At 40.1% G+C, this 22,678-nt stretch carries 24 protein-coding genes and 1 riboswitch; of the genes, 20 read left to right on the top strand and 4 right to left on the bottom strand.

Annotation, left to right across the window (positions count from 1 at the left end; all coding sequences use genetic code 11):
* The first annotated feature begins 207 nt into the window (after positions 1-207).
* The 8 genes from KH364_RS06555 (at position 208) to KH364_RS06520 (ending at position 6,275) form a co-directional block, all read left to right on the top strand.
* Entirely contained in the window at positions 208-795 is a 588-nt protein-coding gene (locus tag KH364_RS06555) for a hypothetical protein (RefSeq protein ID WP_273299037.1), read from the top strand.
* A 21-nt stretch (positions 796-816) separates the two neighbouring features.
* A complete protein-coding gene (locus tag KH364_RS06550) occupies positions 817-1,353 on the top strand; it encodes a flavin reductase (RefSeq protein WP_273299036.1) in 537 nt (178 codons plus the stop codon).
* A 485-nt stretch (positions 1,354-1,838) separates the two neighbouring features.
* Positions 1,839-2,282 (top strand): hypothetical protein, encoded by a 444-nt coding sequence (locus KH364_RS06545; protein ID WP_273299035.1) that lies wholly within the window; start codon positions 1,839-1,841, stop codon positions 2,280-2,282.
* Complete coding sequence (locus KH364_RS06540) at positions 2,282-2,887, top strand: DNA-3-methyladenine glycosylase I (protein WP_273299034.1); 606 nt, start codon at positions 2,282-2,284, stop codon at positions 2,885-2,887. Before KH364_RS06545 ends, KH364_RS06540 begins: the two co-directional genes overlap by 1 nt.
* A gap of 352 nt (positions 2,888-3,239) precedes the next feature.
* Positions 3,240-3,956 carry a DUF554 domain-containing protein gene (locus tag KH364_RS06535; protein WP_273299033.1) on the top strand — a complete coding sequence of 239 codons (717 nt, stop codon included), beginning with the start codon at positions 3,240-3,242 and terminating at the stop codon, positions 3,954-3,956.
* Positions 3,957-4,330: 374 nt separating this feature from the next.
* Positions 4,331-4,645, top strand: a complete 315-nt coding sequence (locus KH364_RS06530; RefSeq protein ID WP_273299032.1) for a HigA family addiction module antitoxin — start codon at positions 4,331-4,333, stop codon at positions 4,643-4,645.
* A 76-nt stretch (positions 4,646-4,721) separates the two neighbouring features.
* The gene (locus KH364_RS06525; protein WP_009352301.1) at positions 4,722-5,075 is read left to right on the top strand and encodes a Spx/MgsR family RNA polymerase-binding regulatory protein; all 354 of its coding nucleotides are present in this window, start codon (positions 4,722-4,724) and stop codon (positions 5,073-5,075) included.
* Between the two features lie 426 nt (positions 5,076-5,501).
* Positions 5,502-6,275 carry a hypothetical protein gene (locus tag KH364_RS06520; RefSeq protein WP_273299031.1) on the top strand — a complete coding sequence of 258 codons (774 nt, stop codon included), beginning with the start codon at positions 5,502-5,504 and terminating at the stop codon, positions 6,273-6,275.
* Between the two features lie 162 nt (positions 6,276-6,437).
* Here the strand turns inward: KH364_RS06520 and KH364_RS06515 are convergent, their stop codons facing one another.
* Positions 6,438-7,028: a nitroreductase gene (locus KH364_RS06515; RefSeq protein ID WP_105081782.1), complete on the bottom strand. Its 591-nt coding sequence runs from the start codon at positions 7,026-7,028 to the stop codon at positions 6,438-6,440.
* Positions 7,029-7,612: 584 nt separating this feature from the next.
* Between KH364_RS06515 and KH364_RS06510 the strand changes: the two genes are divergently transcribed.
* The 10 genes from KH364_RS06510 to KH364_RS06465 all read left to right on the top strand — a co-directional run bounded on the left by KH364_RS06510 (position 7,613) and on the right by KH364_RS06465 (position 19,524).
* Positions 7,613-8,131 (top strand): MarR family transcriptional regulator, encoded by a 519-nt coding sequence (locus KH364_RS06510; RefSeq protein ID WP_273299030.1) that lies wholly within the window; start codon positions 7,613-7,615, stop codon positions 8,129-8,131.
* Between the two features lie 151 nt (positions 8,132-8,282).
* Positions 8,283-8,681 (top strand): hypothetical protein, encoded by a 399-nt coding sequence (locus KH364_RS06505; RefSeq protein WP_009352527.1) that lies wholly within the window; start codon positions 8,283-8,285, stop codon positions 8,679-8,681.
* Between the two features lie 90 nt (positions 8,682-8,771).
* Positions 8,772-9,542: a carboxymuconolactone decarboxylase family protein gene (locus tag KH364_RS06500; protein ID WP_009352241.1), complete on the top strand. Its 771-nt coding sequence runs from the start codon at positions 8,772-8,774 to the stop codon at positions 9,540-9,542.
* Positions 9,543-9,551: 9 nt separating this feature from the next.
* Positions 9,552-10,184: a site-2 protease family protein gene (locus KH364_RS06495; protein ID WP_273299029.1), complete on the top strand. Its 633-nt coding sequence runs from the start codon at positions 9,552-9,554 to the stop codon at positions 10,182-10,184.
* Positions 10,185-10,424: 240 nt separating this feature from the next.
* A complete protein-coding gene (locus tag KH364_RS06490; RefSeq protein ID WP_009352375.1) occupies positions 10,425-10,658 on the top strand; it encodes a (2Fe-2S)-binding protein in 234 nt (77 codons plus the stop codon).
* Between the two features lie 316 nt (positions 10,659-10,974).
* Positions 10,975-12,123: a glycoside hydrolase family 3 N-terminal domain-containing protein gene (locus KH364_RS06485; protein WP_273299028.1), complete on the top strand. Its 1,149-nt coding sequence runs from the start codon at positions 10,975-10,977 to the stop codon at positions 12,121-12,123.
* A 157-nt stretch (positions 12,124-12,280) separates the two neighbouring features.
* Positions 12,281-13,432 (top strand): lactaldehyde reductase, encoded by a 1,152-nt coding sequence (fucO, locus tag KH364_RS06480; protein ID WP_273299027.1) that lies wholly within the window; start codon positions 12,281-12,283, stop codon positions 13,430-13,432.
* A gap of 407 nt (positions 13,433-13,839) precedes the next feature.
* Entirely contained in the window at positions 13,840-15,384 is a 1,545-nt protein-coding gene (locus KH364_RS06475) for a ClC family H(+)/Cl(-) exchange transporter (protein ID WP_273299026.1), read from the top strand.
* A gap of 14 nt (positions 15,385-15,398) precedes the next feature.
* Complete coding sequence (locus tag KH364_RS06470) at positions 15,399-16,193, top strand: sulfite exporter TauE/SafE family protein (protein ID WP_273299025.1); 795 nt, start codon at positions 15,399-15,401, stop codon at positions 16,191-16,193.
* 508 nt (positions 16,194-16,701) lie between these two features.
* Positions 16,702-19,524, top strand: coding sequence for an FAD-binding and (Fe-S)-binding domain-containing protein (locus KH364_RS06465; RefSeq protein ID WP_273299024.1), 2,823 nt, complete (start codon positions 16,702-16,704; stop codon positions 19,522-19,524).
* A 144-nt stretch (positions 19,525-19,668) separates the two neighbouring features.
* On the opposite strand, the gene KH364_RS06460 is transcribed toward KH364_RS06465, so the two are convergent.
* Positions 19,669-19,743, bottom strand: coding sequence for a type I toxin-antitoxin system Fst family toxin (locus KH364_RS06460; RefSeq protein WP_229025288.1), 75 nt, complete (start codon positions 19,741-19,743; stop codon positions 19,669-19,671).
* Between the two features lie 248 nt (positions 19,744-19,991).
* Here KH364_RS06460 and KH364_RS06455 point away from each other — a divergent pair, with 248 nt between their 5' ends.
* Positions 19,992-20,486 carry a tetratricopeptide repeat protein gene (locus KH364_RS06455; RefSeq protein WP_009352448.1) on the top strand — a complete coding sequence of 165 codons (495 nt, stop codon included), beginning with the start codon at positions 19,992-19,994 and terminating at the stop codon, positions 20,484-20,486.
* A 2-nt stretch (positions 20,487-20,488) separates the two neighbouring features.
* Positions 20,489-20,902, top strand: coding sequence for a hypothetical protein (locus KH364_RS06450; protein ID WP_009352286.1), 414 nt, complete (start codon positions 20,489-20,491; stop codon positions 20,900-20,902).
* 10 nt (positions 20,903-20,912) lie between these two features.
* On the opposite strand, the gene KH364_RS06445 is transcribed toward KH364_RS06450, so the two are convergent.
* Both KH364_RS06445 and rarD read right to left on the bottom strand, forming a co-directional pair.
* On the bottom strand, positions 20,913-21,290 hold the full coding sequence (locus KH364_RS06445; protein WP_273299023.1) for a type II toxin-antitoxin system HicB family antitoxin: 378 nt from the start codon (positions 21,288-21,290) through the stop codon (positions 20,913-20,915).
* 35 nt (positions 21,291-21,325) lie between these two features.
* The gene (gene rarD / locus KH364_RS06440; protein ID WP_273299022.1) at positions 21,326-22,222 is read right to left on the bottom strand and encodes an EamA family transporter RarD; all 897 of its coding nucleotides are present in this window, start codon (positions 22,220-22,222) and stop codon (positions 21,326-21,328) included.
* 224 nt (positions 22,223-22,446) lie between these two features.
* Positions 22,447-22,623, top strand: a riboswitch (cobalamin riboswitch).
* The last annotated feature ends 55 nt before the right edge of the window (positions 22,624-22,678 follow it).

Here is a 22,678-nt window from a genome sequence, read left to right as displayed (position 1 = left end):
TATTAGTACCTCGTGATTGATTGCGAATTTGATACTCTAATCTTATCACTTGTACTAATATGGATTTTTTATGTGTTCAATTTCAATTTACAACTAAGCTAAATATAAATTTATTAATAATAGGCACAGTCTTATTTGCATAGTATACTTATGCTTATAAGGTTGTGTTTATTTATTTTGTAAAAGTTTAGAAAGATGAGAGGATATATGTTACATCGATTTTTAATAACGCTAGGGCTTATGCTAGCTTTCACCATCCCAGCTCAAGCAATTACGATTGAGGAGCTCACGTCTCAGCCACAATTTAAACAGGTATCTCAGTTTGTGTCGGATATTCCTAATGTAGACGAGCGTGGCGCGACCTATATTGACGTGAATACGGTGAAAGTAATTGGGTTTGAGCCGCCTATTTATACGATTAAGGCGACGGTATATAAAGCGTATCAATGGAATGATGAGAAAGTGATTACCGTTAAGGACATGACTTTCACCTATGATAGTAGTAATTCCGCAGCTAGTAAGGTTTATGGGGCGCAACAGCAAGGGACAACGGCGATTACTACTGATGCGGATGCAAATATGAATGAAGATATGTGGTCTAATCCAGGTATTATGCGCGATGAAGAGGAAATCAGTCGCTTTGATTTTGACGGAACGCCTCGGCCTATCGATCGAGGTGCCTTTTTGCGCAGACCTGTTGTGAAAGATTCTCTAAATAAAGAGTTTTACGATATCGCTGATGCGGTGTATTATGAAGTGTATAAAGAACATTTTGATGAGGTTGTTGTTAAGTAAATTCTATGTGCGGAGGTTATTATGAAACCATTTGAAACGAAGGATTATAAGGCTTTTACTATGTTCGAGGAACGTTGGGCTCTTGTTACGGCTGGTACGCTTGATGATTTTAATACGTGTACAGTTAGCTGGGGCAGTATGGGTAACGTATGGGGCCCTAATGGCGGCGATATTTCCACGGTGACCGTGTACATCCATCCAGCTCGTTATACACAAGAATTTATGGAGAAATACGATACCTTTACAGTTAGTTTCTTCTCTGAAAGCCATCGTAAGGCGCTTGGTTATTTAGGTTCTCATTCTGGTCGCAACGAAGATAAGGTAGCTAACTCTGGGCTAACACCAGTAGTGGCAGGGAACGGTGTGACCTTCAAAGAAGCAGATTTAACATTTGTATGTAAAAAATTATATGAACACCAATTTGATGAAGCTCATTTGGCGGATAGCGTAAAGGAATATTATGCAGCCAATCCATCCGTGTACACCCAAGCTGGTAAGGATCGTTGGGAACCGCACTATATGTACATCGGCGAAGTACTTGAGGCTATAGAGAAATAAGTTATAGATTAACAAAATATAGCTCAACAGATAAAAACAAAATATAACTAAAACAATTTTGGCATACAAAAAAGGCAGCCCCTAGTGGCTGCCTTTTTTGCCGTTGTTTAACGTAGAAAGTGAGACGGTATTTATCAAAATAAGTCATAAATTTGATGAAAAATAAGCATATATGAATCATTAGTACAAAATGGCTTATATAGTGGGTTCTTTGATTGATAACTACTATAAATTGTATATTTTAGCAAAATTTTGTGAATTTTAGCCCCACAAAAAGGCCAAAATCTGATATAATAATAGTATAGAAACCGATGTATAAAAGGACTAAAAATCGTGTGTGTGAATTGATGTTTTTAGACTCACTTTTGGGCCTAAAAATATCTGTAGTTCTTATAGTTAAATCGATGCGATTGGAACATTGTATATCTGAAACGACTACGCAGATGCGTAGTTTTTATTATTTTGTGTTTGGCGTAGGTAGTCCCATGAGTGTAGTGAAGCCCTTATTATGGCTGTTAGAACCGTATATCGTATACAAAGCCTATTTGTGGGGCACTCGTTTTGCGGCACATCCTCTCACGTGGGAAGGAGAAGTTGACTGGTTTGCTTTGATGTTAACCGTCTTGCTCATCCTTGATGCAGTGGCTTTGCCGCTAGTGATTTTCTATTGCCCTGGCTTAAATCCTAGAGTGCGCGTGCCAGATTGGATTCATCGTTTGGGTACGCCGATTTACATCGTCCATAACTGGCTCGACGGCAAGGTGGGTGGCGGTACGTCTACACCGATTGTATGGCTCCGCAAAACCTTGCATTCTCTATTGTTATTCATCTATTATCTCGTGCCATTTTACGTAGGCGGACATCTTGTGATGGGCCTCGTGGTGGCGCTCATGTATGACGTCCTCGTATGGGCACATGGGGGTGTATAATGAAAAAGATTACTTGTGAATGGCCGACGACACCTTTATATCAGGCGTATCACGATCATGAGTGGGGCCGACCAATTCATGATGATAGGCTTCAATTTGAACATCTTTGTCTTGAAAGCCTCCAATGTGGCCTTAGCTGGCTTACGATTTTAAATAAACGCGACATCATTCGAGGCTGCTTTGATAACTTTGATATTGAGGCAGTCTCTTCTTATGGTGAAAGCGACATCGACAGGATTATGCAAACCGAGGGGATGCTCAAATCTCGTCCTAAAATCGCAGCAATTATAAGTAATGCTTCCGCTTTTAAACGTATTCAATCTGAATTTGGTTCGTTCTGCAATTATATTTGGGCTTTCACAGATAACAAGACAATTATCTATGAAAATCATCCTGAAGGGCAGGTACCCGCTAAGAACGGCCTATCTACGCGCATTAGCAAAGACCTAAAGAAGAGGGGCTTCAAGTTTGTGGGACCTGTTACCATCTATTCGCATCTCCAAGCTAGCGGCCTTATCAACGATCACGGTAAAGACTGTCCTTGTTTTGATGAGATCAATCAAAGTGCAGATATAGTGCGACTACCTGCCGACGAAGAAGGGTGATAGCACATTAATCGCTGTATTATAAGTTAACAATAATTTTCGTGCATAGTAGATGTTACAAAGGTGAACTTGTTATTCTATAGAGTCGGGTGTACACTAAAGTCGATGAGGTGATAGCGACTCATCATATGTTAGTCCGCTTTATATACAAACACATTCTCTCTCCAAAGCGGAACTCTCATAATCTTCTCTCTCAAACGCTATAAATCTGCATAAAGCCTCTGTCCTTAAGTGGATAGAGGCTTTTTGTGTTCATTCAGTTGCATACCATATAAATTGATTTATTTCGATGTAGTTGCTATACTAAACATGATTTAACACAGTTACTTTCACAATTAAAGAAGGGAAATATATGATTGGTTTGGGAACGGCCATTAACATTGGCCTTATTATAGCCGGCGGCCTTTGCGGCCTCGCATTTGGTCGGTTTATGAAAGAAAATTTAAAACAGACGCTCATGGTGGTGAGCGGCATCATCGTGCTACTCCTTGGGATGAGTGGCGCCATGCAGTATATGCTCGTTATCGTGAACGGTACGCTGCAAACGACGGGACCTATGCTGATGATTATTAGCATGGTGGTTGGGGCCATTATTGGTGAGGTCATCGACCTTAATCGTTGGATTACTGTATTTGGTGACTGGGTGAAAGCTCGCACAGGTAACGCTGGTGATCCAAAGTTTACCCATGCTTTCATTACAGCATCTCTTACCTTTACCGTAGGTGCTATGGGCGTACTCGGTTCCATTCAAGATGGTCTTACTGGTAATTACCAGACGCTATTACTAAAAGGCATCCTCGACGGTATCATCGTTATGGTTATGGTATCCTCCATGGGCAAAGGGGCGCTGTTCTCCTTTATTCCTGTAGGGATCACCCAATGGATTATCACTGCTATGGCACACATTGCAGCACCGTTGATGACACCAAGTGCTATCGATAACCTGTCCTACGTGGGATCCATCCTAATTTTCTGCGTTGGTATCGACCTCATCTGGCCTGGTAAAGTGCGTATCGCTAACCTCTTGCCAGCTATCTTCGTAGCTATGGGCTTAACATTCTTGCTGTAAATAGGAGACCTATATTCTCTAAACCTTTGATATGTACCTTGTACATGAGATGGTGGAGGATATAGGTCTATTTATTTTCTGAAATACTTTTGTAATAAAATAACTGATGATATTTATTAACTCAATCAAGTTGATGATATTCCTCAACTTAATTAAGTTAATAAATATAGATCTTTACGTTCCGAAATAGGTGACCAATAGAGTCACTATCACAGTAGGAGTTGACTGGTATTATCTAGAAATCTTTTACCGAAATGGCATGCAGAATCATTTTAATGTTCAATATGCCTGTTATTCAGGTATATATTGTTGAATTATACCTGTTTAACAGGTATAATCAAAGGAGAGATTTTTATCATTAAGGAGATAAAAGTATGAAGGAATTAATTCCTGTACCTAAAATGAGTGAGGTTCTACGTGAAGAATTTATGCAACCATTGGGGCTAAGTGCGTACCGTGTTGCGAAGGATATTATGGTTCCTGTATCACGAATACAAGAAATTCTTCAAGATAAACGAAAAATTACGGCAGATACAGATTTACGATTGTGTAAATATTTTGGCATGTCTAAAGGTTTTTTCTTAAGATTACAGATGGATTTAGATTTGCTTGAAGCAGAGGATACCGAGGCATTGCAAGCTGATTTAAAAAATATTATATGTATTACAACTCAATCTACTGCTGATTGATAATTTTCGATATATTTGGTACACTTAATATATAAGTTAGTTGTTATAATATTGAATATTAATATAAGGAGAACCTATGTTATTCGTTGAATACCCTAAATGCACAACATGCAAAAAAGCAAAGAAATTCTTAGATGATCATAAAGTTAAGTACACTGCTCGTGATATTAAAGCTGAAAATCCTACTGCAGAGGAAATCGCTGCTTGGTATCCACAATCTGGCAAGGATTTGAAAGCATTCTTTAATACATCTGGTATGATCTACCGGGAACAACAATTAAAGGATAAATTGCCAAACCTTAGCGAAGAAGAAAAAGTAGCTTTATTAGCATCTAATGGCATGTTAGTAAAACGTCCTATCTTGGTTCTAAAAGACAAAGTTCTAGTTGGCTTTAAAGAAGCAGAATGGATTGAGGCGTTGAAGCTCTAATTTCATATCAGTAACCGAAAGAACAGGTCCCTAAAAGCCTCCAAAGCGAGCTAAGTCGTTTTTAGGGACCTGTTCTTTCTACATCTAATAAAGAAATTAGAGCTATCAACTAATACCTCTTAGTGATAAGTCATTTTTAGAGATGGGGGCTTTTCTTTTTATATGAAATTAGTATCTTCAACTAAGACCTATTAAAAGGTCTCCAAAGCGAGCTAAGTCGTTTTTAGGGAGCTGTTCTTTCTACGTCTAATAAAGAAATTTAAATCTTCAATAAAGCGCTCTTACTTATCAATAATTTTAATTTGTATTTATTACGTATTTTATGTATAATATTTGTACTGTAGATATACCCCTATGGGTATTGTTTTGTTTTTGTATTTCTTTCCGGACCGAGTTTGGCCGGTTCTAGTACCTAGAGAGGTATTTATGAAGCTTTTACAATCATTAGTAGCGCAGGTGTCGTTGCGTACGCAAGGTGGCATTTTGGCGCTAGGTATTTTGTTTATACTATTAGATTTAATCACAGAGCCTTTGTATCCAGTCATTGATTTAGCTTGGGTCACTGTTGTCGTTTGCGGGTTGCCATTGCTGATTAATAGTGTGCAGAGCATTTGGGATAATTTAGAGATTCACGCTAATTTTCTCATTGTTGTAGCTATGGTAGCGCTCATCGCTGTTGGTGATTATCATACAGCGGCTTATGTGGGTATCATGGTGCACGCTGGCTTCTTCTTGGAGCAGCTCATTACAGGTGAGACGCATTACACCTTGGATAATGATATGTTACCGACTATGCCAACACAGCTTGTAGCATTGCGTCAAGGTATAAACAACTATTCATCGGTTATCGTCGTGGTCGTTATGTTGCTGTCCATGGGATCTTTTGCACTAACTGGTGATTTCATGCATACGGCGACCTTGTTATTAGTGCTTTGCCCGTGTTCTTTGGAGCTCATTCTCGTGGCGCTCATGATGGGATCCCTTGTGGATGATAATTCTCCGACGGCAGAGCTTTCAAAAGAGGCAAAACAGTGTCATTTGGGCCTGCTCATCGTGTCCGTTCTATTCCACATAGGCATCATCGGTGCTGGTGTGTTCGGCTCCCTTAATCCTGTAACGGCGGTTGCCTTACATGGTTTGGTGCGACTTGGTCTCGTGTATAATTTGAAAGTATTAGACGGCTCTTTGTGCGTTGCATAACTTATAATGAGTCATATATATTAACATGAGTTGCATAAATTACAGTAAGTCACATAAATTGAAGTATATTACATAAATTAAAATCCCCTAGTAATTAGTTTACTAGGGGATTTTTGTATTCATTAATTATCTTATAGGCATAGTTGTAGGTAAACAATATCGTTAATCTACATATGTCACTTTGTAGCCTTTTGGCTCAATTTCGCGGCGGTTCAGGCCGTTTGGCAAATTTGGATAGCCGATTGCTAGGCTAGCGTAGACTTTTTCGTCTTCTCCAAGGCCTAGTTCACGCATTTTAGCTTGAATGCGTTCGTTATCTTGAAGATGGCGGATTTGGTTAACCCAGCAGCTGCCAAGTTCTAGTTCGTTGCAAGCGAGCATCATGTTTTGCATTGCACATGACACGTCAGCAAAGTTGTTGGCATAACTTGGTTTGCTAGCCAATACGATGAGTACAGGCGCTCCATAGTTAAATACAAACTTGCCTTCAGCGGACATTTTAATGATATTCACCATATATGGCAATGTGTTTTCTGTAATCGGCATTTTGCCGTATTCTTCCTGAACGAGTGTTACTAGTTCGCTTAGCACATCTTGGTTCGTGATAACCATGAAATGTGTTAATTGTGTATTGCCACCAGACGGAGCACGGCGACCAGCGTCGAGCACTTGATCAATGAGCTCTCGAGATAATTGATCAGCTTTAAACTTACGCGTACTATGACGAGTTTTGATACATTCTAAGGTATTCATGAGGGCCTCCTATGACAAATGAGATTTGATATAGAGTTTCTTTTATTATACTACAAGGACGAACCTAGAAGGGAACGGAGGGCGTATTTTTAGTAAACATCTAATTATGCGAGTATATTATACTACAAGGAAAAAACTAGAAGAGGCCATATTTTACTAACTATCTAATTGAATCAAGTATATTGACAAAAATAGATATAGAGTTTACAATATTAATTGTATAAAATTATATTTGTAACTTTTGGTTTTGTGTAGTACTCATATGTGAGTAGCTACTTAAAGTTTTAAATCTATATAGCTTATTATAGAATTAGACCATGCAAAGCGACTTGAAGAAGCGACGAAAGCGTGCAGCATAGAAGTCTAATATCAAAAAAATTTATAACTAGGTTCACAGTTTTATGGTAAGATTTTTGAGCATAAATTCTATAGAAATTGGCAATTATTAACGAATAAGAAAAAAAATATTAATTAATTGACAAATTTAAAAATATCTATACAAAGTAGGGGTTTATCGTTGACTGCTTACTGTAAAATTGTGTACAATTAATTAGTAGATAATTGTGTGCATATGGAGGTAGAATATGGCAGAGATCGGCGTACTCGAAGGATATAAACATAAAGAAGATGTTCCAGATTCTGAATATTTAAGATTAGAAAACCAATTGAGCTTCCCACTTTATGTAGTGGCGAAGGAAATTGTTAATGCATATCGCAGTCACTTAGATCCGTTGAATTTGACATATACTCAATACATCGTAATGATGGCATTGTGGCAATATGGTGATTTGTCCGTTAAAGAACTAGGCCAAGTATTGCGCCTTGATTCTGGTACATTAACACCACTTTTAAAGAAATTAGAAGCAAAAGCATTCTTAAAGCGTAAACGCAGCCGCCAAGATGAACGCGTAGTAATGGTAACCCTTACTGATACAGGTAAAGCATTACGTGATGAAGCAGTTCATATACCACGTCGCTTGTCTGAAGCTGCAGGCCCGATTTTTGACGTTGAAGAAACACGTCAAATGCGTATGTTGCTTAACAAATTGTTAGAAGCAATCGATAACGCTAATAATAAAACAGCACAGACTTTTAAAGGCTAATTTTTAGAACCTCATATGCATTCATTCTGTAACCGAAGATATCCTATATTTTATTAAAAATGTGATATACTATACATATAGCGTATTGTACAGAGGTCATGTGAGAGATGACCTAATTGTGAGTGGCCTTCGTGGCATAAAGGAGCGCATTATGAATAAAAATTTATTAGGTGCATTTGTATTAGCAGGTACATTATTAGTGGGTGGCGTTGCAAACGCAGCAAACTGGAATGGTTTAGCTAACTACCCAGAGGTTCCAAACAGTGCAAATGGTACAGAAACGTATTTCTTCGATAAAGCATCTGAGTTCAAAGGTATCGACAGCAGCCGCAACTATGTATTTGGTATTAATGTAATTAACATGCATAATAACCAATACGGTGAAGCTACATTGTTCAAATATCTTGTACACCCAAGCTTGCATACTGTATATCGTTTCTCCCCAGATGGTCAAGTATATCAACTCCAACCTGGTAGCAACGAATTCAATATGTTCATGGCTGCTTGGAAAGAAGTATACGGCACTGACTTCTCTTTCCCAGCATTATAATTTAGTGGTACTTGCCGTAATAATTACATAACTATTGCTGGTGAAAGCTCCTTTTGGGCTTTCACCAGTGTTGTTTATGGAGGTTTTTCTATGTCTAAATCTGAATTTGCTCAAGCCTATACGGAGCGTATGTTCCCTGATATTGCAGCCCCAGCAGGTTATATTGATCCTGAGTTTGAAGTTTTGTTTGATAATTTTGCATTCGATGAAGTCATCACTGAAGAAGGCCGCAATGTGCCTGCAAAGGATCGCTTCTTGGCTATTCTTGCTACCTTAGTTGGTGCCTCTGCTGTTGATGAATACGCATTGATGCTACCAGCAGCGCTCAACTTTGGGTTGATTCCTGACGAAGTGGTGGAGCTCATTTATCAGGCGGTACCATATCTTGGTATTGGTCGTGTGCGCCCATTCTTTAAGGTGACGAACAAGATTTTTGACTATCGTGGAGAAACCATTACTGATCCATCTCGAAGCACGATCACTGGTGAGTCTCGTCTTGAAAAAGGCGTGGAAAAACAAGTGGAAATCTTTGGTGAAGCTGTGCGTAATTCCTATCAAGAAGGTCCTGAGGATACACGTCACATCAAGAAGTGGCTGGCCAATATGTTTGGTGATTACTATACTCGCAAAGGCCTTAGCGTAGCTCATCGCGAAATGATTACCTTCTGCTTCTTGGCCGCTCAAGGTGGCTGTGAACCTCAGCTGAAGGCTCACGTAGAAGGCAACTTGAACGTAGGGAACAGCAAACAATATTTGATTAATATCGCATCCCAATGCGTACCGTACATCGGATATCCGCGTACCTTGAATGCCCTTCGTTGCATTCAAGACGGCTACACCGCATGGGAAGCTAAACAATAAAGGAGTTTTATGTTATTTTCTGGTATTAGTTTAACAATGATTTTAGCGTCTATTCCGGCGCTTATCCTTGCAACTGCAGGGCATGAATTTGCTCATGCCAAGGTTGCAGATATGCTCGGCGACCCTACGCCACGCTCCATGGGCCGCTTGACATTGAATCCAGTGGCACACCTTGATTTAGTCGGATCTATAGCCTTCCTTATCGGTGGGTTTGGATGGGCTAAGCCTGTAATGGTTGATACATCTAACTTCCGTGATCCTCGTACAGACTATACCTTAGTATCTATTGCGGGGCCGGCGTCTAATGTGTTGATGGCCTTTTTAGGCTACTTAGCACTTCGTTTACTTGAAAGCAACGGCTTGTTGACAAATGACTCATTAGAGTTAGTACTGACACTGATTGTTGTATATAATATTAACTTTGCCATTCTCAACATGATGCCCATACCACCACTTGATGGTAGTCGCATTATTACAAGCTTGTTGCCTAGGGACTTGCAATTTACATTGGAACGGTTAAGCTTTGTCAGCTTGATTGTACTTATCTTAGTGCTTAATACACCAATTGCAAGTAAGATCTTCATTCCATTACAACAAACTATTTTGCAATTCTTTGAACGCATTGTGAGCATTATTTTATAGGGATTTAGCGTAAGGCTAATATGGTAAAAGCTACATGGTAACACTATGTAGCTTTTACCATATAATAAACGTTTTATGGCAAGTGCTATCTTTTAAATTTTATGTTAGATTCTTCACTATATTAAAAAGTATCGATATAATTCGTAAAATATGATATACTAAGTACAGAAATCGTAAATTTTCGATATATTAAATCGATATAGTATATAGATATTCAAGTGAATAGATGAGGAATTACATATGAATTTTGAAGATAATCAAGTGCCAGAGGCAATTCTGGACAAGCTTACAAAGGTGTGTACATGCCGTAGCATTACGCGCAAAACGATTAAAGAAGCCATTTTAGATGGGGCTCATACATTTCCAGAGGTAAAAGAAGCAACTCGTGCTGGCACGGGCGCTTGCGGTGGTAAAGGCTGTGGCCCTCGCATCGTAAAGCTCTTAGCTGAAATGAAAGAGCAAGGTAAAATTTAAGTTAACTATTTAACTGAAACATTTAACCTAAACAGTTAATTCAAACATTAACTTAAACATTAACTTAAACATTAACTTATATAAAGACTATTACTTCGAACCAATACGGTATATATTCGTAGGTTTTGGGTAATAGTCTTTTTTCGTTATAACCTATTATTTTGCAGTATTAACTAGATTTTGTGCTGATGGATGTGATAGCATATCGTACTATTCATAGTATTTAGTATTATGGGGATACTAAATATCTTGGTTTGTTGGGGCTGTTTTTTTGATATACTATACATAATACTTTTTAGAGATTTTGGAGGTATATATGTTTCGACGTTTTGTAGCAGCTACGATGATTGGCGCCTTAGCGCTCACTACGGGTTGCGGTTTACATAATCCCTTTACTTCAAAGGCTGAGCCTGTGACCTATGAATCCGTAGTACAGAGCGAGCTTTCACCAGAGCAAAAGGTAGATAAATTAGTGGCTAATATGTCCGATGCGGACAAGGTTGGTCAATTGATGATGATTGGTATTCACGGCAAGTCCTTGAACGATGATGCTAAATTCATGCTCAACGAGTACCGTGTGGGCGGCATTATCTTGTTCGACCGTAACATGGAATCCAAGGATCAAGTTAAGACGCTCATTACAGATATTAACAAGGCCGGTAAAAGCGCGGGCTTAACGCCATTGTTCCTCGGCATCGACCAAGAGGGTGGTGCCGTAGCGCGCATGGACGATAAGCTCATCAAGGTTCCCCCTGCGGAAGAGGTAGGTAAGGAGCCTGTAGAGCAAGCCGCAGCCTTGGCGAAAGAGGTAGGCACTGAGTTAAAAGACTTAGGCTTTAACATTAACTTTGCTCCTGTAGCGGACTTAGGATTAACCTATGGCCGCTCCTATAGTACGAACCCTGATGAAGTGGTTCGTTATGCCGGTGCTGTTGGTAAATCTTACGACGAAGCGGGCCTGTGGTATTCCTATAAACACTTCCCAGGCATCGGTAAGACTGACGTAGACTTGCACGCAGACACAAGTATCGTTCCTGTATCTAAAGAAACGCTGCTTTCAGAGGACACAAAGGTGTTCGTAGACCTCATTAAACAGTCCAAACCGAATACATATACAATTATGGTGTCTCACGCGATGTACCCACAAATCGATCCAGACCATCCATCTAGCTTGTCTAAGACCATCATTACGGACTGGTTGCGCAAGGATATGGGCTATAATGGCGTGGTCGTAACGGACGATATGGATATGGGTGCCCTCGCGAAGCATTACACCTTCGGCGATATGGCGGTGCAATCCATCCTCGCCGGCAGCGATATCTTGCTCGTATGCCACGAATACGAACACATGCAAGAGGCTTACAATGGCCTGATGAAAGCCGTGAAAGACGGTCGTATCTCTAAAGAACGACTCGATGAATCTGTGAAACGAATCTTGCTTATGAAAATGAGCAGAGGTATGTAAGTCAGAGATATATTTATACTCTACATTCTGTATAAAAATATATAGTGTATACATAACGAGCTATCAAGGATTTTAATAAACCGATAGAGAATTAATAAGTAAAGTGATTCTCTATCGGTTTATTTTTGTATAGTTTGTTTTGTTAGGAGTGAATTATATGGCTCGCAGAATTATGTTGAACGGTACGTCTTATTTTGGACAAGGGGCGATTCAGGAGATTGTGAACGAAATTAAGAATCGCCATTTCAAAAAAGCTCTCGTTACATCTACGCCAGATTTATTTGAATTTAAAGTGGCTACTAAGGTAACGGATTTACTTGATGCGGCAGGCATCGATTATGAAATCTATGACGGCATTAAACCAAATCCTACTATCGAAAACGTAACAGGTGGTGTTGAAGCTTGTAAAGCAGCTGGTGCCGATGTTATCGTTGCTATTGGTGGCGGTAGCCCAATCGATACAAGTAAGGCGATTGCTACGATTATTACGAACCCTGAGTTCGCCGATGTGCGCAGCCTTGAAGGTTTAGCGCCTACTAAGAACCCTTGCTTGCCAATCATCGCTGTTACTACTACTTCTGGTACGGCTGCAGAGGTTACTATCAACTACGTTATTACAGACGTTGAAAAGAACCGTAAATTTGTTTGTGTTGACCCGCATGATATCCCAATCGTAGCCATCGTAGATCCTGATATGTCTGCATCGATGCCAACAGGCCTTTGTGCATCCACAGGTATGGATGCCCTCGTTCATGCCGTAGAGGGGTACATTACTAAAGGTGCGTGGGAACTGACTGATATGCTTCATTTGAAAGCTATTGAAATCATCGGTCGCTCCTTGCGCAGTGCCGTGGCTGGCGATTACGCTGGTCGCGAAGCTATGTCCTTAGGTCAATACATTGCAGGTATGGGCTTCTCTAACGTTGGCCTCGGCATCGTTCACTCCATGGCGCATCCATTGAGTGCTGTGTACGATATCCCTCATGGCAAGGCTTGTGCAATGCTTTTAACAGCAGTATTGAAATTTAATGCTCCTGCAACAGGCGAAAAATATCGTGAAATCGCTCGCGTTATGGGCGTTCCTAATGTAGACACTATGGATGAAGCAACCTATCGTCAAGCGGCTATCGATGTAATTCAAAAATTAGCTGATGACGTAGGCATTCCTAAATCACTTAGCGAAGCAGGCGTAAAACGAGAAGACATTCCATTCCTCGCTGAATCTGCTTTCAATGATGCATGTACACCTGGCAACCCACGTGATGCATCCTTAGAAGAAATCATTGGCATCTATGAATCTATATACTAACAACCAATAAGCTTCATATTCCTCAGTAGTCTAAATGATGTTAATCTCAACATGTTTGTAAAAGCGCAGGGAGAGTAGCATCTTTAGAGTCTTTACACAGCTCGCATGCCTCCGCTTATGTAAAGACAACATCTATAAACATTTACTAAACAAGACTAGACATCTCTTTTGCTGTAGAGATGTCTAGTTTTGTTTTGTGGTGTATATAGTTTTCAGTTGAATCATTTCTTGAAAATCATAATTTACATAAGTATACTAAAGATATGAATGTATAATTGTTAGACGATGGTCAAATAGTGGTTAGGCTAGCTAATCCGTTGATGTATTACTACTAACATTACAATGAATAGCCATGATAGTAATCCGAATAGGTACATGGTCGTTATATATGCTGAGGAGGGAATCTTATGAAATTATGGAAATTTAATAAGCGCAGTTCTACCTTAGCAGATATGTCCATGAATCGTGTGCTCTTAACGGAGCTCATTGCAAAGGGCGCTCTTGTGGGGATCATTGCAGGTTTTTGCGGAGCTACGTATCGTTATTTAATCCTTGAATCTGAACATATTCGTTGGCATTTGATGGACGGTATTACCTTGGAATGGGCCATAGGATGGCTTGTAGCAATGGTTGTTTTTGCCTTTATCATAGATCGATTACTGGCTTGGGCACCCTTGTCCGGCGGTTCTGGTATTCCTCAAATCGAAGGGGAAATGCTAGGCCTCTTTGATATGAAGCCTTATCGAACGCTTGTATCTAAGATGATCGGTGGTGTACTGACTGGATTTGCTGGCTTTTCTGTAGGTCGCGAAGGACCAGCCGTACAGATCGGTGGTTCTGCAGGGAAAATCGTATCGTACTGGATGAATTCTGGTCTACGGGAGCAGCGTATTTTGACCTCTGCCGGTGCTGCAGCAGGCTTGACGGCTGCCTTTAGCGCGCCCGTATCGGGGGCGATGTTCGTTTTTGAAGAGGTTCATAAAAGCTTTTATCCATACCTCGTTGTGCCTACCTTTGTGGCCACATTAATTTCTAACTATATTACAGTAAGTATATTTGGCCTTGAGCCAGCTTTGGGCTTCTCGGTGACCTCAGGCGTACCTCTTGAGTACTTTCCAGTACTTCTCATGGTTGGTGTTATCATGGGCCTATGCGGAGTACTCTTCTGTCGCATGATTTTTGCATTCAAGAGGTTCTTTGATTGGCTCAAATGCTCTCGATTCTTGAAACTAGCTCTTACCTTTGTAACTGTTGCTGTTATCGGCTATGACTCGCAACTTCTTTTGGGTGGGGGCAATGATCTCGTAGGTCAGCTCGCCTTTCAGCCTCATGGTGTGTTGCTCTTAGCAGGCATCGTACTAGGCAAGATTTTGCTCACTACCTTCTGTTATGGCAGTGGTGCTCAAGGAGGCATCTTTTTGCCCATGCTTGTTATTGGTGCATCAGCAGGTGCCTTTTGTGAAAGCGTACTTTCAACGTTAGGTCTCATTTCTCCTGATTTTGTACCGCAATTCGTCATCTGTGCCATGGGTGGTATGCTAGCAGCGGCTATGCGGACGCCAATTTTGGCGATTTTACTGGTGCTTGAAATGACGAATAGTTTTTCTAATATTTACGCTATCGGTATCGTTACATTAGTGGCCTATCTTGTGGCAGAGCTTTTAAAAGAGCCACCAATTTACGATTCCTTATTACAAGCCATGAGCGGTCAAAGCAATTTAGAATCGGTGCAAACCTTCTTCCAAACGAAGGTGCCTGTAGTGGCGGACTATACAGAGGTGCAGTTACAAGACTTAGCATTGCCAGATGGCACGTTAATCGTAAGTATTCGCCGAAATGGCACCTACATTGTACCTCTTGGTGATGTGAAACTTGAACCAGGCGATGAGTTACAAGTTTCCTGTGAACGAGGACGATTGAAGGCAGCTAAGGAATTTTTCCAATCTAAGTAAAGGGAGGCCTTATTATGTTGGATAATATTATCATATTCTATATATTTTTTACTATAGTTGGCTTTTTAGCAGCTATGCTTGGCACCATTATCGGTGCAGGTGGTGGACTTGTCTTTGTACCTCTCTTTATGTACTGGTTCCCTGAATGGTCTCCGTCTATGATTGTAGGGACATCGCTCTTTACTGTTATGTGTAATGCTATCTCCGGATCTATAGCGTATCTTAAACAGAAAAAGGTATATATCAGTGCGGCGCTCGTCTTTAGTGTTGCTACCTTCCCAGGGGCTATCTTAGGGGCTCAAATGTCGGGTTGGTTCTCTGGCAAAGGTTTTATGTTTGCCTTTGGGTGCTTTATGCTCTGTGCATCCTTCTTGATTGGGTTCAAGAATTTCCGTAAAGGGGAACGCAAGGAAGAAAGCCTTACCCTTGATCAGCTAACGTATAGTAAGCCTATTGGTATTAGCATTAGCTTTTTTGTAGGTTTTATCTCTAGTATCTTTGGTATTGGCGGCGGGCTGATCCACGTACCGGCCTTGATTTATTTAATGGGCTTCCCTACGCATATGGCGACGGCCACTAGTCAATCCATCCTCGCCGTATCTACTACGGTTGGTGTTATTACACATTTAATAGAAAATCATATTGTATTTAGTATTGCTATTCCTACGAGTATTGGAGCCATATTTGGAGCTCAAGCGGGTGCGCGCATTGCAAAACGTCTCAAGGCAAAAGCAATCCTTGCCCTCATGAGCGTAGCCGTCTTTGCGTTGGCCGTACGACTCATCCTTAAATCGGGGATCTTGGGATAAGGTTTATGTATTGATTTATTAAGACAAACTTTAATAAGCATAGTTTAATGAAAGCCCTCTAGCGATAGCTCATAGGAGTTCTATCGCTAGAGGGCTTTTTAGATTTCTAGAGTTTTATGAAAGGGTATAACCAAAAGTCATAGAACTTTGTAAATGAGAACGAAAAAATTAAAATTAGTAAATCATAGTAGTTTTATGCATGGGTTTTGCAATCTATTTCCTATAGAATTATATGTACTACAAATCATAGTTTATCGAGGTTTTCGTATATATCTATAAAATATATCGATTAATCCTTAATAAATAAAGGTTCTTAATTGGATATATGAAGAAATGAGTACATGATAATGCCATTGAGATGTACTTTCAACTAAAGAAATAAAAGGGCGAGGCATATCGATTTTTATTAGAAGACATATAATTTATGCATAATTATAGTAGTGAGAATGAGAACGGCGTATACTAAAAGTAACACATGTTCCTTATGAGAGGATAGGAGGAAATACAAGTGAGTACGCTTATTAGAGATTATGAACGTTTTGCCAAGGAGGCAAAAGAGATTTGTAAAGGTCGCGTGTATACCGATCATTTACGTCGTTATGCGTATGGCGTTGATGCGTCCTGCTATAGCTATTTACCAAAGGTTGTTGTAAAAGCTGAGGACGAACGCGAAGTAAGACGCCTTATTCGTTTGTGCCAACAATGCGGCACGCCATTTACATTCCGTGCAGCTGGTTCTTCGTTGTCTGGTCAGTGCTCCAGTGAAGACGTGCTCATCGTATGTAATGATGGCTTCAAAAAAATGGAAGTTATCGACGATGGTAAAGCCTTAAAATGTGAGTGTGGTGTTATCGGTTCCGACGCGAACGATTTATTGAAACCGTACAATCGTAAAATTGGTCCAGATCCTGCAACGCTTGCTACGGCATTAGTGGGCGGTATTTTGAATAATAACTCCTCTGGCATGTGCTGTGGTACAGCGCAGAACTCGTATAAAACAATTCGCTCTATCCGCGTTGTTTTATTAGACGGCTCTATTCTTGATACGTCTGATCAAAAGAGTATCGATCAATTCCTCAAAGAAAAACCTCAAATGGTAGAAGATCTCTTACAATTGCGCAAGGAAATCTTGGCTGACGAAGAATTAACTCATTTGATTCATCATAAATACAAAATTAAAAATACTACAGGCTACGGCTTGAATTCCCTCGTTGATTTTGAAGATATCATCGACATCATCAACCACTTGTTCATCGGTTCTGAAGGTACATTGGGCTTCGTATCTGAAGTAGTGTACAACACTGTTGAAGACGTGCCTCATAAAGGCTGTGGCCTCATGTTCTTCAAAACATTGAACGATGCATCCCTTGCAGTTGTAGCGCTCGCTAATATGGGCCGCGAAAAGGTTATCGCCGCAGAAATGATGGACTATCAGTCCTTGCGCGCCGTTCAAAGCCTTGAAAACGTACCTGAATTCGTTCGTGAGGTGCCTGAAGGTACAAGTGCCATCTTGTTCCAAACTGAAAGCTACACGAAAGAAACAGTAGATCAAAACTTGGCTTTCATTAAAGACCAATTGAAAGATATTCCTACAGCTATCCCTAGTCTTTATTCTCAAGACCCTAAAGAATACGATTCTTGGTGGGCTATCCGTAAGGGTATCTTGCCAATCGTTGGCGGTCAACGTAGAAAAGGCACCACTGTTATTACTGAAGACGTATGCTTCCAAATCGAAGACTTCACTAAGGGCATCGAAATGATTACGGAATTGTTCCATAAATATGATTTCGTAGACGGTGGTGTAATCTTCGGTCATGCTCTGTCTGGTAATGTTCACTTTAATATTACACCCGATTTCAGCGATCCTAAAGATACTAAGAACTTTGGCGATTTAGTAAAAGAAATGTCCGAGCGCGTATCTGGTTTCGGTGGTTCTTTGAAAGCTGAACATGGTACAGGCCGTATGGTAGCGCCATTCGTTGAAATGGAATGGGGCAAAAAAGCGTACGAAATCAATCGTCGCATCAAAGCCATCTTTGACCCTACTCATATCTTGAACCCTGATGTAATCATCACAGATGATCCAGATGTGTACAAGAAAAACCTTAAGGCACAATGTGCTATCGATGATGCTTTCACAATCTGTATGGAATGCGGTTTCTGTGAAAAACATTGTCCAAGCCGTAATTTAACATTGACGCCACGTCAACGTATTGCGTTGTTGCGCGAAACGAAACGCCTTGAAAACGAAGGTAACTTCACATTGGCATCTGAGCTTAGAAAGGGCTACGAATACTACGGTGTGGAAACTTGTGCAGCCTGCTCTATGTGTAAAGGGCTTTGCCCACTCAGCATCGACACTGCTCAAATCGCATTGTCCATGCGCCGCATCGATCCACCTGCACCAGAATTGGCTAAGAAGATTTACGACAACTTCTCCACAACACTTCAAATGGCTCGTGCCGGCGTAAGCCTCGAAGGCATTGCTGGTTCTATCATTACGCAAAAGGCAATTTCTAAGATTACCGACGGTTTACATGGCGTCACAGGTATTACACCGTACTTACCTAAGACAACGCCTAAGGCTAACCATTATAGATTGAGAAATCGCATTAAACCAACTAACTTTGAAAAGGTTGTATACTTCAGTACTTGTGCGAACCGTGCCTTCAAACCAAACCAAGGTTATGACGATGATCGCAGCTTACAACAAGTCGTGGAAAGCCTCTGCAACAAGGCTCATATCGATATTATTTACCCACAACATATCGAAAATCTCTGCTGTGGCTTGAGCTTTGAAAACTACGACGACGTTCATGAACGGGCTGTAAAAGACTTGCACGATGCATTGATGAAAGCATCTCAAAATGGTAAATACCCAATCGTAATCGACCATAGTGCATGCTTCAACCATGCTTTCAAACATATGCCAGACTTAGAAATTAACGATATTTCTGAATTCTTGTGCAAATATGTTGTGCCGCATCTCGATATTGAAAAATGCGATGAACGAGTTATCGTACACAAACAATGTAAGATTAAATCTTTGAACAAATCTCAATACATTGAAGACTTGGCGCGCCTCTGCACCGATCATGTATTCAACATTAAATCCTTTGCGTGCGACGGCTTTGCTGGTCAAAAAGGTTTCTTCACACCAGAACTTAACAAATCTGCTACAAAAGACTTGGCTGGCGAAATCGCTGAATACGGCGCTACACTAGGCGTAAGCTCCAGCTCCACATGTGAAATTGGTCTTGGTGAAAGCGGTGGCATCCCATTCGTAGGCGTTGCATTCCTACTAGACCGTTGTTCTACAGCTAAAAAATAATATTACTTGAATAAGATTCTAGTATTATCTATTAGGGGTTTATTTTTCTATTAAGTATGATATACTATACGTAGGTAGTAGAGTGTATGAAATTACCTACAATATAACAAAAAAGGACGAGTGGCAGCTCGTCCTTTTTCTTGCTTATTTTTTGTTCTTATTGTTGAGCCAATAGCTGTAGGTAGTTACTGCTAGGGCGACAATAAGAGGGGCAAGCAAGGTACCCCAGAGTGTATGAAACAACTCCTCCAATATAACACCTCCTTTCTGGAGGTATTTTTATTATATCATTATGATATGTATCTTGGAGATTATTTAAGAATGGAATATATGATATGAGAAGAATTTTGCCTATACTTGCATTACTTATATTTATTAGTGGTTGTGGAGTAAATCAGAATACAAATAATAGTAATACAGAAAGCAATACTACGAGTTCTAGTACACCCTCTCAAGACAGTAGTAAAATGACTTATCAAGATAATCATTTAGTTGCCGCTAAGCAAGCTCTATCCTCTGGTGATTATGCTAAAGCCATCGAGGAGGCCACAGCCTCTATTAAAGATAACCCTAATAGTTCTGAAGCCTATTCTGTGCGAGGCTTTGCAATGGCTTTACATGGCGATACAGCTAAAGGATTAGCAGACACTAAAAAGGCATATGACTTAGATCCAAATAATGTAGCTAATTACTATAATATGGCCATGGTGTACAAGTTACAAGGTCAGTTAAACGATTCTAAACAATGGTTTGAAAAGGTATTAGAAAAGGACCCTAGTAATACTTGGTCCGTCTATGGTATTGCTACCATTTATGCAGACCAAGGGGATGATACTAAGGCCCTTGATTGGCTTGAAAAGGCGATTAACATTAATCCATCTGTAAAAGCTGTGGCCGCAGAACAAGACCATTTCGAGCGCTTTCACAATAATGCGCGATTTAAAACATTAGTTGGATTATAGATATGGATGTAAAACAGATGATTCGCCTTGTTATAAAGGTGACAGGATTTATATATTGGTTTGTTTTTCTATACCTTGGTGGTCTAATGGTCGTAGACTGGTCAGGGTTTATGTCCCAACATAATATAGAAACACCTCTATTCCTTACATATTTAGTATTTGTAGGTTGTTTTGTAACTCCGTATATTATGCTGTACTGGAAGAAGCTGAATCCTAATGCGAAAGCCCCATTTGGGGTGCGCCATCTTTCCGAATATATGGCGCGATTAGAAGATCGTCATAGTATATGGTTTGATGTATTATATGTACTAAAATTATTGCTCTATTTCGTAATAATTCTGTGGATGCTTTGTATCATATTACTCACCTTAGCAGTTATTGCATGGACCGTAGTTCTAATTTTACTAAGTAATTGATGGTGTAAATTTACATTGTTTTCTCTACTAATGCTTCTTGTAGAATTTGGGAGAAATTGATACCTTTCGCTAGTGCTCTATCGTTAAGCCATGCAGGAATTGTTAAGGTTTTCTTTACGGACTTACTATTTTTAGCTAAATCAATATCTGTTTGTACTAGCGTAGGATAGGTTGTATCCGTACAAGGTAAGTTTCGAATAGATGTAGGTGTAGGTAAGCTTTCTCCATCTTCTAAAGCTCCTAAAATATATAGCTCCATTGCTTCTTGAGCATTAGTTACGAGCTCTGTTAGTGTTGCGCCCGTACTACTTGTATATGCTAAGTCTGGAAACTCAGCCCAGAAACCATCGGCGTCATCATGGATTATGGCAGGGTATATAAATTTCATAGTTCCTCCTTATTTTAGTTGATATAGGATATATCTTACTTTTTTAGGCTAATGCGTGTTGTAATTTGGCTTGATAACGAGAATAATACTAATGCTATCCATATACAACCGAAGGCGATCATTTGTGGTGTGCCAAAGCTTTCACCAAAGTAGAAGATAGCCAAGAAAAAGCCCATAGTTGGAGATAGGTATTGTAAGAATCCTAACACGTTAAGTGGCAATAAACGAGCCCCATATGAAAAAAGGATTAGGGGTACGGATGTAGTAAGGCCTGAACAAACGAGTAGTAGACCGGTGGGGGTCATATTTTCAATAAAAGACCATGATGTAGTATCTACTGTAAGTACATACCATAGAGCTATAGGTGTAATAAGCCACGCCTCTATCGCAATACTCGAAAATGGATGGATGGTGAGGCGTTTTTTGATAGCCCCATAGAGACTAAACGTTACGGCTAGTACAATAGAAACAATCGGTAGCGAGCCTAGCTCATAGGTCATGATAGATACGCCTAGCACGGCGATGGCGATGCTTAATTTTTGTGACCATAGCAAGGTTTCTTTATAGATGACGATACCTAGCAATACATTGAGCAGTGGATTAATATAGTATCCGAGGCTAGTATCGAGAACGTGTTGGTTGGTAACAGCCCAAATATAGGTGAACCAATTGATACTAATCAGCATAGCAGCCAGTAATAATAGTCCTAATTGAGTAAGGTTGGTGCGTAAATAGTGGATATCGATGCGTAGTTGTTGGCGACCGGTGATGATAACAAGGAAAAACATCCAAATGCCGGACCAGATGATGCGGTGCGATAGCACTGAAAAGGAAGAGACTTGATTAAGTAGTGCCCAATATAGGGGGAGTAATCCCCAGATTAAGCAACAGAGTAAAGTCGTACTGAGCCCTTTTTTGCTTATTTCATTCATGATGTAACCTCCTCGTATTGATAAAATCATTATATCATGCTGATAGCATGTATAGTGTTGATAATAGTAAGTATACTTTTAACCATTTCATGAATACTTAAAATAGCATTATGCGTTTTGATTATCGTATATGAATTTTAGTTATAACCTAAAATTTGTTACTTATGATTAACTGTTATGTTCATTGACTTTGTGCATAATCTTACACTATATTGGACTTAGAACAACGAATATAGAGAATAGGTGTCACAAGACTTAATAGAGAAATCGGTACAAGCCGATGCGGTCCCGCCACTGTAAGGACGAGCCTGCTTTCATTCATGTCACTGGAGAAATCTGGGAAGGCGAAAGCGAGGCGATGAGCCCGAGCCAGGAGAACTGCCTATTTGATAATCACCGTTATGTACCTACGAGCGATAGGAAGGGGATTGGGGTATGCTGGCTTCAGTGTTTTTT

Origin of the sequence: Veillonella sp. oral taxon 158, assembly GCF_018376515.1 — a bacterium.
In the GTDB taxonomy this organism is placed as follows: Bacteria; Bacillota; Negativicutes; order Veillonellales; family Veillonellaceae; genus Veillonella; species Veillonella rogosae.
Note: the sequence above shows the minus strand (reverse complement) of the source record. Positions and strands in the feature narration are given on the sequence as shown.